Origin of the sequence: Sphingobium sp., from assembly GCF_036170395.1 — a bacterium.
Taxonomy (GTDB): domain Bacteria; phylum Pseudomonadota; class Alphaproteobacteria; order Sphingomonadales; family Sphingomonadaceae; genus Sphingobium.
This window is the reverse complement of the sequence record NZ_JAVHPD010000063.1, coordinates 39551-51874: the sequence shown is the minus strand read 5'-3', so window position 1 is coordinate 51874 and position 12324 is coordinate 39551. Positions and strand designations below refer to the sequence as shown.

Below are 12324 nucleotides of genomic sequence, written 5' to 3'. Positions count from 1 at the left end.
CTCGCCGACTATGCCGCCGAATGGAAATGGGACGGCATCCGCATCCAGATCGTCGGCACCGGCCCCAAACACGGAAGACAGACCCGCCTCTACAGCCGCGCGGGCGACGACATTTCCGGCAGCTTCCCCGAAATCGCGCACGCCTTCTCCGGCCATGCCGTGCTCGACGGCGAACTGCTGGTGAAGGGCGAGTTCCAGGGGGGAGAGGCCGCCAGCTTCAACGCGCTTCAGCAGCGCCTCGGCCGCAAAGCCGTCACCACCAGGATGATGGAGGATTTCCCCGCCTTCGTCCGCCTCTACGACCTGCTGATCGAGGGCGAGGACGACCTGCGCACCCTGCCATGGACCGATCGCCGCGCCCGCCTCGAAGCCTTCGCGCCGACCCTCGACCCCGACCGCTTCGACCTGTCGCAACTGATCGACGCGCCCGACTTCCCGACCCTCGCCGACATCCGCGCCGGCGCCCGCGACGCCGCGATCGAAGGCGTCATGCTCAAGCGCCGCGACAGCCCCTATGTCGCCGGGCGCAAAGCCGCGCTCTGGTACAAATGGAAGCGCGACCCGCTGACCGCCGACTGCGTCATGATGTACGCCCAGCGCGGCCACGGCAAACGCTCCTCCTTCTATTCGGACTATACGTTCGGCTGCTGGACGGACGACGGCGAACTGCTGCCGGTGGGCAAAGCCTATAGCGGCTTCACCGACGAGGAACTCAAATGGCTCGACCGCTTCGTCCGCCAGAACACGGTCAACCGCTTCGGCCCGGTCCGCGAGGTCGAAAAGACTTTGGTGCTGGAAGTCGCCTTCGATAGCATCCACGACAGCAAACGCCATAAATCCGGCCTAGCCATGCGCTTCCCCAGGATCGCGCGCATAAGGAAGGACAAGCCGGCGGCGGAAGCGGACACGATCGAGGGATTGAAGAAGCTGGTGAGTTAAACTCTAGCCGTCATGCCAGCGCAGGCTGGCATCTCGGGCGTCGGCGCGATACGCCTGAGACCCACCCGTCGCTGGGGTGACGATCATCAACTGACGAGGCGAATCATGGGTTATCAGGGAAGCTGCCACTGCGGCGCGGTCACCTTCACTGTCGATGCCGACCCGCCGACCGAAGCCATGACCTGCAACTGCTCGCATTGCAGCCGCAAGGGCTTCGTCCTCACCTTCGTGCCCGCCGACCAGTTTACCCTGAAAAGCGGCGCGGACCAGCTTACCGACTATCTTTTCTACAAGCACACTATCACGCACCAATTCTGCAAGACCTGCGGCACGGAGGCCTTCGCGCTCGGCAAGTCGCCCCAGGGCGACATGCGCGCGATCAACCTGCGCTGCGTGCCCTCGATCGATCTCGACGGCCTCACCATCCAGGAAATTGACGGCGCGCGCTTCTGACCCACGAAAAAGCGGCCGGACCCCATGATTGAGGCCCGGCCGCTCCTCCCGTCATCGCATCGGTCAGGGCATCAGCACCGTGTCGATGACATGGATCACGCCGTTCGATTGGTTGACGTCGGCGATCGTCACCTTGGACTTGCCGCCCTTGGCATCCTGCAACCAGACATTCGGCCCCTGCACCCAGGCGGTCAGCGGCTCGCCCTGAACGGTGGTCAGCGTCGCCTTGCCGCCATTGGCGCTGGCCTGCGCGATCAGGTCGGCGGCGGAAAGCTTGCCCGCCACCACATGATAGGTGAGCACGCTCGTCAACTGCGCCTTGTTCTCGGGCTTCAGCAGCGTGTCGACGGTGCCCGCCGGCAGCTTCTGGAACGCCTGGTTCGTCGGGGCAAAGACGGTGAACGGCCCCGGCCCCTTCAGCGTCTCGACCAACCCCGCCGCCTTCACCGCCGCGACCAGCGTGGTGTGGTCCTTCGAGTTCACCGCATTGTCGATGATGTCCTTGGTCGGATACATCGCCGCGCCGCCGACCATCGGGTTCTTGCCCTCATGATGGTTGGCGACCGCCGCGCCACCGACGCTCAACAGCGCGCCCGCAAGCGCGAGCGACAGGGTAGAATATTTCATCACGATCATCCTTCCTCATCCACACCCCGTCCGCCGGGGATGTCGCCCCTACGTTTGAAGAAGCCGCCGGCTGCATCCCTGCCCCAAAAGACAGGGGGGTCGGATGACGCCCGTGCATCTGACTTTGCGCTGTCACGTCGCATCCCTATATGGGCGCTTTCGCGTGGCTAAGCGCGGACTGACAAATGGAGAAAAGATTGAGCAAGGTTCTGGTCATCGGCGCGGGCGGCGTCGGCTCTGTCGCGGTTCACAAGATGGCGATGAATTCCGACATATTCAGCCACATCACGCTGGCCAGCCGCCGCCTCGTCTCCTGCGATAAAGTCGCCGAATCGGTGAAGGCGCGCACCGGCGTCACCATCGACGTGGCGCAGGTCGACGCCGATAATGTGGACGAGACCATCGCGCTGATCGAGAAGGTCCAACCGAAACTGGTCGTCAACCTCGCGCTTCCCTATCAGGATCTGGCGATCATGGACGCGTGCCTCGCGACCAGGACCGACTATCTCGACACCGCCAATTACGAGCCGCGCGACACCGCCAAGTTCGAATATAGCTGGCAATGGGCCTATCAGGATCGCTTCAAGGACGCCGGCATCATGGCGCTGCTGGGATCGGGCTTCGACCCCGGCGTCACCAGCGTGTTCGCGAGCTACATCAGGAAGCATCTGCTCGACCGGATCGACACGCTCGATATTCTCGATTGCAATGGCGGCGACCATGGCCAGCATTTCGCCACCAACTTCAATCCCGAGATCAACATCCGCGAAGTGACCGCCCCCTCGCGCCACTGGGCGAATGGCGAATGGGTCGAAGGCCCGGCGCTCAGCCACAAGCAGGTCTTCGATTTCGATCAGGTCGGCGAGAAGAATATGTACCTCATGTATCATGAGGAACTGGAATCGCTCGCGACCCACTATCCCGAAATCAAGCGCATCCGCTTCTGGATGACCTTCGGCGACGCTTACCTCAAGCATCTCGAAGTGCTCCAGAATGTCGGCATGACGCGGATCGATCCGGTCATCTACAACGGCCAGGAGATCATCCCGCTCCAGTTTCTCAAAGCCGTTCTGCCCGAACCGTCGAGCCTGGGGTCCACCACCAAGGGCAAGACCAATATCGGCGACATTGCTACGGGCGAGAAGGACGGGCAGCAGAAGACCGTCTACGTCTATAATGTCTGCGACCATGAGGACGCCTATGCCGAAACCGGCAATCAGGCGGTCAGCTACACCACCGGCGTCCCCGCGATGATCGGCGCGGCGCTGATGCTGACCGGCGCATGGAAAGGGGAAGGCGTGTTCAACATCGAACAGTTCGATCCCGATCCCTTCATGGACATGCTGAACAAGCACGGCCTGCCCTGGCAGGTAAAGGAACTGGACGCGCCGCTCGATTTCTAAAGCCGCGCGCAAAAATATCGTCATTCCCGCGAAAGCGGGAACCCATCTCCCGACCTCTCGCCGGGGGATAGGGCCGGAGATGGATCCCCGCCTTCGCGGGGATGACGGAGTGTAGCTTAATGGAAACCCGCGCCGGCGATCCCGCCGCTTTCGCCCGCTTCGATCTCTACCGCGTCCCCTCGCCCGCCTTCGTGGTGGACGAGGCCGCGATCCGCCGCAACCTCGCCGTCCTGCGCGACATCGGCGACCGCGCCGGGATCAAGGTGCTGGGCGCGCTCAAGGCCTTCTCGATGTGGTCGCTCGGCCCCGTTGTCGCAGACTATCTCGACGGCGTCTGCGCTTCGGGCATCTACGAAGCGCGCCTTGGCCGGGAGGAATATGGCGGCGAGGTGGCTACCTACTGCGCCGCCTACAAGCCCGACGATCTCGCCGAAATCCTGAAGATCAGCGACCATGTCATCTTCAACAGCCCCGGCCAGATCGCGCGCCTGAAACCCGTCATCGACGCCGCCCGCGCCGACGGCCGAACCTTCGACATCGGCCTCCGCCTCAATCCCCTCCACGCCGAGGGCGAAGTCCCCAAATATGACCCGTCGCAGCCGCACAGCCGCTTGGGCTTCCCCGTCGACCAGCTCCGTCCCGAGCATCTCGAAGGTGTCTCGGGCCTCCACATCCATAACCTCTGCGAACAGGATTTCCTGCCGCTTGCACGCACCTGGGCCGCGATCGAATCGCGCGTCATGCCCCATGTCGCGGGCCTCAAATGGCTGAACTTCGGCGGCGGCCACCATGTCACCCGCGCCGACTACCAGATCGACGACCTCATCGCATTCTTGGCAAAGATCAAAGCGCAGACCGGCCTCACCCTCTACATCGAACCCGGTGAAGCGATGGCGCTCGACGCCGGCATCCTCGTCGGCGAAATCCTCGACGTCATCGACAACGGCATGCCTGTCGCCATCACCGACATCAGCGCCACCTGCCACATGCCCGACGTGATCGAAGCCCCCTACCGCCCCGCCATGCTGCATGAACAGACGGACGGCCCGGTAACGAGACTCGGCGGCCCCTCCTGCCTCGCCGGCGACATCATCGGCGACTATCGCGTCCCCGGCGGCGCGGAACCGGGCGCGCGCATCGCCTTCCTCGATCAGGCCCATTATTCGATGGTGAAGACCAACACGTTCAACGGCGTGCCCCTTCCCGCCATCTGGGTGTGGAACAGCGACACCGACCAACTCACGGAAATAAAATCATTTTCCTACGCCGACTTCAAGGCTCGTCTTTCCTGACGCACATTTCGTAGCCTCCCGCGCAACAAAATTTACGCATGCGCTTTACAGGGGGGACCCCTCCGCATATATCGACCGTCCGCTGCCCCATGGGACTTCCACCGCAAGGCAGCTTTTTCGCCTGAACTACACTGGAGGTCCCTTGAGTTGCACAAGCATCATAGCGCGCTGGGGGTAGCGACCGCCCTCAAACCGGCAGCACCGGTAACGCTGATTCGTCCCGACGCCGCGGCTCGGGCTGCCCGCTTCTTTGTCGAAAAGTTTCCGGGGCGGTCTCTCTATGCGGTGAAGGCGAACCCGTCGCCGGACCTGATCCGCACGCTCTACGCATCGGGCATCACGCATTTCGACGTGGCCTCGATCGCCGAGGTGCGCCTCGTTGCCGACGCGCTCGCCGCCATGGGCGCGCAGGCGAAGCTCTGCTTCATGCACCCGGTCAAGGCCGAGGAAGCGATCGCCGAAGCCTATCACGCCTATGGCGTGCGCACCTTCTCGCTCGACAGCATCGACGAGCTGGAAAAGATCATGCGCGCCACTAACGACGCCACCGATCTGGAGCTGTGCGTCCGCCTGCGCGTGTCCTCCGAACATAGCGAACTCTCGCTCGCGTCGAAATTCGGCGCGGAACTGGGTGAGACGCGCGAATTGCTGATGGCCACCCGCCAGGCCGCCGACGCGCTCGGCATCTGCTTTCATGTCGGCAGCCAGGCGATGAGCCCGCAGGCCTACAGCGACGCAATCGAGCGGGTCCGCGCGGCGATCGTCGACGCGGCGGTCACGGTCGATATCATCGATGTCGGCGGCGGCTTCCCGTCCGTTTATCCCGGCATGGAGCCGGTCGCCCTCGAGCATTATTTCGAGGCGATCCATCGCGGCTTCGAGAGCCTGCCGGTCAGCTATTCGTCGGAACTCTGGTGCGAGCCGGGCCGGGCGCTGTCGGCCGAGTACAGCTCGGTCGTGGTGCGCGTGGAGCGCCGTCGCGGCAATGAGCTGTACATCAACGACGGCGCTTATGGCGCGCTGTTCGACGCGGCGCATATCGGCTGGCGCTTCCCGGTCGAGCTGCTGCGCGAACAGGCGAGCATCGAGCCGCTGGAGGCTTTCTCCTTCTACGGCCCGACCTGCGACGACATGGACCATATGGTCGGCCCCTTCCTGCTCCCGGCGGACGTGAAGGCGGGCGACTATATCGAGATCGGAATGCTCGGCGCCTATGGCGCGGCGATGCGGACCGGCTTCAACGGCTTCACGTCGGACGCGACGATCGAGGTGGAGGACGCGCCGATGGCGAGCCTCTACACCGAAACCATCGCCCCGCGCCGCCGCGCCACCATCATCAAGCTCGGAAAATGACTGTTCCCCGGCGAAAGCCGGGGTCCAGTTCCGCCCTCTCGACCGGACGCCGGCTAGCGCTGGCGAACAGATCAGGCCGCTACCGCCAGAACACCCCCACCAGCTCGACATGGGTGGACCAGCGGAACTGCCCCACCGGCTTGACGCTCTCCAGGCCATATCCCGCTCCCACCAGATGCGCCGCATCCCGCGCGAAACTCGCCGGATTGCACGAGACATAGGCGATCACCGGCACCGCCGCCCGCGCCAGCTGCAGCACCTGCTCCCGCGCTCCCGCCCTCGGCGGATCGAGCACCACGGCGGCAAAGCGGTTCAACTCCTCGGGCGTCAGCGGCCGGCGGAACAGGTCGCGATGATCCGCTGCCACGCGCCGCTGCGCCCGCCCCGCGCCAGCCTTCAGCGCCAGCACGACGTCGCGCGCACCCTCCGCCGCATAGACCGGCCGCCCGTCGCCGATCGCCAGCGCGAACGTCCCCAGCCCGCAGAACAGGTCCGCCACCGCACCCGCTTCCGGCAACGCACCGCGCACCGCCCCCACCAGCGCCGCCTCGCCATCGGGCGTCGCCTGGAGGAAGGCATAAGGCGGGAAGCCCACCGCCACCCCGCCGAAACTCACCGTCGCCGCCTCCGGCTCCCAGCGCGTCTGCGGCCCGTCGCCCTCGTCGATCGTCAACCGCGCGAGGCCATGCGCCCGCGCGAAATCCCCCAGCGCCTCGTCCGCCGCCAGCCCCTCGACCCGCACGCCCTCCAGCAGCAGATCGACGCCCTGGTCGATCAGCGACATCTTCACATGCGCCGCGCGCTTGTCCGGCAGGATCACCGCCATCAGCCCGCGCAGCGGCCCCACCAGCGCGAATAGCCGCGCGTCCATCACCGCGCACATGGTCAGGTCGATCAGCCGATGGCTCCCCTCTTCGGCGAACCCGATCGTCACCCGCCGGCCCGCCCGCGCCGCCCGCAGCGCCACCCGCCGCCGCGTCATCGGCGGCGAAATATGCGGCGGCAGCACCGCGCTAGGCGTCACCCCCTGCCCCGCCAGCGCACCCACGACCCGCCCGGTCACGAAATCGGCATAGCTCTCGTCGTCCAGATGCTGGAGCTGGCACCCCCCGCATTCCGGAAAATGGACGCAAGGCGGCGTCGCATGATGCGGCCCCCAAGACACCGCCCCGTCCGCCGCCACCCGGTCGCCCGGCGCGGTCAGCGGCACATGCCGGCCATCGGCGGTCACGCCGTCGCCCTTGGCGGCGATGCGGATGATGGTCTCTAAGTCAGTGCCTGTCACAATCGCGCGGCGATAGCCGCTGGCAGCGCGCGGAGCAAATCATCCGCGATGAAAGCCGCCCCGCACCGCCGCGCCGCCTCGCCATGCAGCCATACCGCCTCGCACGCCGCGCGGAACGGATCGCCGGTTACCGCCAGCCGCCCCGCCGCCAGCCCCGCCAGCACGTCGCCCGTGCCCGCCGTCGACAACCAGGGCGAAGCGCTGTCCGTCACCCGCGCCCGCCCGTCCGGGGCTGCAATCACTGTGTCCGCGCCCTTATACACCACCACCGCGCCCGACGCCCGCGCCGCCGCCAGCGCCCGCTCGATCTTGCTGCCGGGCAGATCGCCGAACAGCCGCGCAAACTCCCCCTCATGCGGCGTCAGGATCGCACCCGCCGGAATCGCCAGCGCATCGTCCCGCCCGATCAAGGTCAGCGCATCGGCATCCAGCACCAACCGATGCCCCGCCGCCAGCGCCACCGCCAACCGCGCCTGCGCCTCCGCATCCAGCCCAAGCCCCGGCCCCACCAGCAAGGCCCCGATCCGCTCATCCGTCAACTGCTCGGCCAGGGCGTCCGGCCGCTCCACCTGCCTATTGATGATCGCATAAGGCCCAGCCGCCGGCATATCATCGGCAAAGCGCCGCACCGACCCCGCGCCCGAATGCGCCGCAGCGACGCTGGCGAGCATACTCGCCCCCGGCATCCCGCCGCCGATGATCGCCACCAGCCCGCGCGTATATTTATGCGCGTCGGCGTCCGGCGCGCGCAACGCAGGCGGCTCCAGCCGCCGCACCGCACTCACCGCCTCGATCCCCAGATCGGCCAGCACCAGCCGCCCGATCCGCCCCGCCGCCGGGTGCAGCAGATGCGCGGGCTTATACGCCCCCAACGATATGCAGACATCATAATGCGGCACCGGAGAGAGCAACGCCCCGCCGTCCGTCTCCGCTCCGCTCGGCAGATCGATGGCATAGGTCGTCGTCGCCGCCTCCGCGAGTTCGCCAAGCCGCGCCGCCACATCCGCGTCCAGCCCGCGCGCCAGCCCGGTCCCGAACAGCGCATCGACCAATTGCGTCGCCGGCTCCACAGTCCGAAAATCCTCGATCGCCCCGCCCCAAGCCGCCCGCGCCCGCCGCGCCGACTCCGTCCTCGCATCACCCAGCGCCGCCACCCGCACCGGCACGCCCCGCGCGCGCAGCAACCGCGCGATCACATAGCCGTCCCCGCCATTATTGCCCGGCCCGCACAGCACCAAAGTCTCGCGCCTGTGCCCCGCCCGCCAGATGATCTCCGCCGCCGCCGCGCCCGCCGTCTCCATCAGCCCGTAAGGATCGACTCCGGCATCGAACGCCGCCTGCTCCGCGTCCCGCATCTGCGCCGCCGTCAGGATCGGCGCGCCGCTCATCGCCCGCCGGCGATCTGTGCCGGCAACCGGTATCGGTCCGCCCCCGCCGCCACTTCAATCTGCTGGTCGCCCACGATCTTGACCACCGCCACCTCGGCCCCGTCCGCCGCCTCCAGCCCGCGCCCGTCGGCCAGCACCCGAAAGCGCCGGAAACCGCCATCGCCATGCCGGATCGTCAGCATCTCCCCCGCGCGCTCGACCATGCAGTCGCGCGCCCATTCCTCCGCCCCGCCGATCCGGCAATCGGCCTTGCCATCATCCACCGGGTCCGCCTCCGTTTCCTCCGCCGCCCCGACCAGATTGCCGGGCTTGGACGCCTCCCCGCCGCACCCCGTCAGGGCGATCAACGCCACCACTGCAACAACCCTCACGCCAGCTTACTCCAACATTCGAGCACCACCGGCCCTAAAATCCCGGCAAACCGCGCCTGCCCCGCCGCATCGCTCACCAGATCCTGCCGCATCTCGATCCCCAGATAGGGGATGCCGTTCGCCTCCGCATGGCGGTTCATCGTCGCGTTGAGCAGCGCCCCCGAATAGGGCAACTGGTCGCCCACGATCAGCCCCGCCGCTTCCAGCATGGGAATGGCAATCCGTGCCGCGCGATCGTCCCGGTTATACAGCACCCCGATCTCCCATGGCCGCGCCTGCCCCGGATCGCTCGCCAGCCGGGGCGTGAAGCTGTGCACCGACAGGATGAAGGGCGACCCCATGCCGGCAAGCAGCGCAGCGATCCGATCATGATAGGGATGATAGAAACGCCGCATCCGCGCGCCCGGATCGGCGTCGCGATTGCCCGGAATAGCATGGCCGTCGCTCATCACCGGCAGCAGCCCCGGCGCATCCTCTTCCCGGTTGAGGTCGATCACCAGCCGCGACACGCCCCCCAAGATCGCCCGGCACCCAAGCTGCGCCGCCAGCAGCCGGCTGACCACCGCAGCCCCGATATCGACCGCGATATGCTGCTCCAGCAGCGCCGGATCGATGCCCAGATCGATGTCCGCCGGCACATAAGCGGAGGCATGATCGGCGACGATCAGCAGGTCCAGCCCGCCCGCCGCCACATCCTCATAGGCCTCGCTCATCCGCGCCTGATCCTCGTCTGCATCACCCACCACCCCGGATGCGCCGCCTTGAGTGCCGCCGCAGCGCCGGCGCAGGCCGCATCATCGCCAAATAGCGCAAAGCAGGTCGCGCCCGATCCCGACATGCGCGCCACCAGCCGCCCCGCCTGCCCGTCCAGCGCCTCCAGCACCCCCGCAATCTCCGGTGCCACCGCGACCGCCGGCCCCTGCAAATCATTGCGGCCCTGCCCGATCAGCGCCGCCAGGCTCCCCGCGTCCAGCGCCCCGCGATCCACCCCGTCCCAGTGCCCGAACACCCGCCCGGTCGGCACCGCCACGCCGGGATTGACCAGCAGCATGGCAAGCCCCTCCAGCCCCTGGACGGCATGGCGCGCCAGATGCTCGCCCCGCCCCGTCACCAGCTGCGTGACGCTCGCCACGCAGGCCGGCACGTCCGATCCCAAGTCCAGCGCCAGCCCCGCCAGCTCGTCGCCCTCGATCCGCACTTCCCACAGCCGCGCCAGCAGCCGCAGCGTCGCCGCCGCATCCGCCGAGCCGCCGCCGATCCCCGACGCCACCGGCAACCGCTTGGTCAACCGGATCGCCGCGCCGCGCTGTTCGCCCAGATAGGATTGCAGCGCCCGCGCCGCCTTCACCACCAGATTGTCCGGTCCGGCCCCCAATGCCCCGCCGAACGGTCCGTCGATCGCCAGGTCGATCGCGCCGTCATCCGTGGCGCATCCCGTCAGCCGGTCGCCATCCTGCGCAAACACGAACAGGCTCTCCAGCGCATGATAGCCATCCTCCCGCCGCGCCCGCACATGCAGCGCGACATTGACCTTGGCATAGGCGATTTCGGTCAGAGTCTCGGCCTGCGCCAATCCCTCAGGGTGCGGCATATTCAGGCTTCATGCCTTCCCGCACCTTGGCCGCGAGCCGCGCGGCGACATCGCCCTCGGCATAGACCGACGCCGCCGCCCAGGCATAGCGCGCCTCATAGCGCCGCCCGGCGGTCCACAGCGCATCGCCCAGATGCTCGTTGATCGTCGCATCCCCCGGCGCGCCCGCCGCCGCGCGCTCCAGCACCGGCACGGCAGCATTCAAGTCGCCGGTCACATAATGCGCCCAGCCCAGCGAATCGGTGATCGCCGCGTCCTGCGGTTTCAGCGCGCTCGCCTTGCGCAGCAGGTCCAGCGCCGCATCGACATTCTGCCGCCGCTCGATCTGAGCATAGCCCAGATAATTGAGGATCAGCGGCTCGTTGGGCGCGAGTTTGGCCGCCCGCTCCAGCACCCCCCGCGCCTCGTCCCAGCGCTTCGCCTGGTCGAGCGCGCTGCCCTCGAACAGCAGCAGCGTCCAGGGCAGCTTGTCCGGCTCATAGCCCGCCTGCGCCGCCCGGAAAGCCGCCGCCGCGCCCGAAAAATCGCGCTGCTCCGCCAGCAGCCGCCCCAGCCGCACCTGCCGCTCGGCTTCCGCTCCCGGCGCTTCCGCCTGCGCCCGCGCCAGCGCCAGCGCACCCGCCTTGTCGCCCGAAGCCGCCAGCGCCTCGATCAGCTCCGCTTGGCCCAGCGCCGCATACCAGCTCTTAGCCGGCACCCGCCGCGCCGCCTCGACCCCGCCTGCGCCATAACCCTGCGCCGTCAACAGCCGCGCCGCCACGATCGCCGGTTCAGCGCCCGCCGGATCGGCGAAGGTCGCGATCCGCGCCAGCCGCAGCCCCATCGGCGCGCCCGCCGGGTCGGACGCCACATCGACCGCCAGCCGCGCCAGCAGCCGCGCATAGCCCTGCGCCGGCGTCATCGCCGCGCCCGCCGCCTTCAAACGCCTGTTCTTCTGAATATCCGCCCGTGCCGCCGCGAAATTGGCGCTGGCGGCGGGCAGCAGCATCAGCGCCTCCGCCTTCGCGCCCTGCGCCGCCAACTGCCCGGCAAAGGCGATCCGCAGCGCCGCCCCGTCGCTGCTCCGGACCGCCAGCGCCCGCCTTATCGCCGGCACCGCCGCCGCCACATCCCTGCGCGCCAGCGCCTGGAACGCCGCATGTTCGTCCGAATAGCGCAACGCCAGCGCCGCGAACTTGTCGCGGTCGTTGACCTGCGGCGGCGCATAACGCCCTTGCCCGATCGCGATCCAGCTTTTCACAATGGGCGCAAGGAAGCTGAAATTCCCCTCCTCCGCCATCCGGTCGGTCAGCGTCGCCGCGCCCGCCCAATCCTTGCGCGCCAGCGCATCGCCGATCCGCAGCAGCGTCCCGTCGCGCGGCAGCAGCCCCTCGCCGTCCAGCAGCATCGCCGACCGGAGCGCCAGCGCCGCGTCCCCGCTCTCGATCGCCTGCACATAGGATCGGCGCGCAATCTCCACCCGCGCCGGGTCCATCGTCAGCGCGTCGCGATAGCTCGCCACCGCCATCCCCAGCGCCCCGTCCCCGTCCGCCAGCCGCGCCCGCGCATAGGCGTGCAGCGCCGCGTCGGGATCGACCGACGCACCGGCGGCCGCGGGGACCGCCAGCAGCAGCAACGGGACG

Annotated in this window: 12 protein-coding genes; 5 read left to right on the top strand and 7 right to left on the bottom strand. The window is 67.8% G+C overall.

Going from position 1 to position 12324, the window contains the following annotated elements; all coding sequences use genetic code 11:
* Nucleotides 1–939, top strand: a 939-nt coding sequence (locus V2B31_RS16415) for a cisplatin damage response ATP-dependent DNA ligase (RefSeq protein ID WP_328280521.1), incomplete at its 5' end; no start/stop codon positions are given.
* 105 nt (nucleotides 940–1044) lie between these two features.
* Nucleotides 1045–1392 carry a GFA family protein gene (locus tag V2B31_RS16410; RefSeq protein WP_328280519.1) on the top strand — a complete coding sequence of 116 codons (348 nt, stop codon included), beginning with the start codon at nucleotides 1045–1047 and terminating at the stop codon, nucleotides 1390–1392.
* 63 nt (nucleotides 1393–1455) lie between these two features.
* Here the strand turns inward: V2B31_RS16410 and V2B31_RS16405 are convergent, their stop codons facing one another.
* Complete coding sequence (locus V2B31_RS16405) at nucleotides 1456–2019, bottom strand: fasciclin domain-containing protein (protein WP_328280517.1); 564 nt, start codon at nucleotides 2017–2019, stop codon at nucleotides 1456–1458.
* A 197-nt stretch (nucleotides 2020–2216) separates the two neighbouring features.
* Between V2B31_RS16405 and V2B31_RS16400 the strand changes: the two genes are divergently transcribed.
* The 3 genes from V2B31_RS16400 to V2B31_RS16390 all read left to right on the top strand — a co-directional run bounded on the left by V2B31_RS16400 (nucleotide 2217) and on the right by V2B31_RS16390 (nucleotide 6067).
* Complete coding sequence (locus V2B31_RS16400) at nucleotides 2217–3422, top strand: saccharopine dehydrogenase family protein (RefSeq protein WP_328280515.1); 1206 nt, start codon at nucleotides 2217–2219, stop codon at nucleotides 3420–3422.
* Between the two features lie 119 nt (nucleotides 3423–3541).
* A complete protein-coding gene (locus V2B31_RS16395) occupies nucleotides 3542–4714 on the top strand; it encodes a carboxynorspermidine decarboxylase (protein ID WP_328280513.1) in 1173 nt (390 codons plus the stop codon).
* 147 nt (nucleotides 4715–4861) lie between these two features.
* Complete coding sequence (locus V2B31_RS16390; protein ID WP_328280511.1) at nucleotides 4862–6067, top strand: type III PLP-dependent enzyme; 1206 nt, start codon at nucleotides 4862–4864, stop codon at nucleotides 6065–6067.
* 79 nt (nucleotides 6068–6146) lie between these two features.
* Here the strand turns inward: V2B31_RS16390 and V2B31_RS16385 are convergent, their stop codons facing one another.
* Genes V2B31_RS16385 through V2B31_RS16360 form a run of 6 tightly spaced genes read right to left on the bottom strand, consistent with a single transcriptional unit; the run spans nucleotide 6147 to nucleotide 12311 of the window.
* Nucleotides 6147–7352: a class I SAM-dependent RNA methyltransferase gene (locus V2B31_RS16385; protein WP_328280509.1), complete on the bottom strand. Its 1206-nt coding sequence runs from the start codon at nucleotides 7350–7352 to the stop codon at nucleotides 6147–6149.
* On the bottom strand, nucleotides 7349–8740 hold the full coding sequence (locus tag V2B31_RS16380; RefSeq protein WP_328280507.1) for an NAD(P)H-hydrate dehydratase: 1392 nt from the start codon (nucleotides 8738–8740) through the stop codon (nucleotides 7349–7351). The genes V2B31_RS16385 and V2B31_RS16380 overlap by 4 nt, the downstream gene beginning before the upstream one ends.
* Nucleotides 8737–9111 carry a hypothetical protein gene (locus V2B31_RS16375; protein ID WP_328280505.1) on the bottom strand — a complete coding sequence of 125 codons (375 nt, stop codon included), beginning with the start codon at nucleotides 9109–9111 and terminating at the stop codon, nucleotides 8737–8739. Before V2B31_RS16375 ends, V2B31_RS16380 begins: the two co-directional genes overlap by 4 nt.
* The gene (locus V2B31_RS16370) at nucleotides 9108–9824 is read right to left on the bottom strand and encodes an N-formylglutamate amidohydrolase (RefSeq protein ID WP_328280502.1); all 717 of its coding nucleotides are present in this window, start codon (nucleotides 9822–9824) and stop codon (nucleotides 9108–9110) included. Before V2B31_RS16370 ends, V2B31_RS16375 begins: the two co-directional genes overlap by 4 nt.
* A complete protein-coding gene (locus tag V2B31_RS16365; RefSeq protein ID WP_328280500.1) occupies nucleotides 9821–10702 on the bottom strand; it encodes a 4-(cytidine 5'-diphospho)-2-C-methyl-D-erythritol kinase in 882 nt (293 codons plus the stop codon). The genes V2B31_RS16370 and V2B31_RS16365 overlap by 4 nt, the downstream gene beginning before the upstream one ends.
* Nucleotides 10689–12311 carry a tetratricopeptide repeat protein gene (locus tag V2B31_RS16360; RefSeq protein WP_422247414.1) on the bottom strand — a complete coding sequence of 541 codons (1623 nt, stop codon included), beginning with the start codon at nucleotides 12309–12311 and terminating at the stop codon, nucleotides 10689–10691. The genes V2B31_RS16365 and V2B31_RS16360 overlap by 14 nt, the downstream gene beginning before the upstream one ends.
* Nucleotides 12312–12324: the final 13 nt, after the last annotated feature.

Coding starts and splice junctions, on each gene's coding strand:
- V2B31_RS16380 (WP_328280507.1), bottom strand. CDS start 8,740: ATGAGCGGCGCGCCGATCCTGACGGCGGCGCAGATGCGGGACGCGGAG.
- V2B31_RS16370 (WP_328280502.1), bottom strand. CDS start 9,824: ATGAGCGAGGCCTATGAGGATGTGGCGGCGGGCGGGCTGGACCTGCTG.
- V2B31_RS16395 (WP_328280513.1), top strand. CDS start 3,542: ATGGAAACCCGCGCCGGCGATCCCGCCGCTTTCGCCCGCTTCGATCTC.
- V2B31_RS16410 (WP_328280519.1), top strand. CDS start 1,045: ATGGGTTATCAGGGAAGCTGCCACTGCGGCGCGGTCACCTTCACTGTC.
- V2B31_RS16365 (WP_328280500.1), bottom strand. CDS start 10,702: ATGCCGCACCCTGAGGGATTGGCGCAGGCCGAGACTCTGACCGAAATC.
- V2B31_RS16405 (WP_328280517.1), bottom strand. CDS start 2,019: ATGAAATATTCTACCCTGTCGCTCGCGCTTGCGGGCGCGCTGTTGAGC.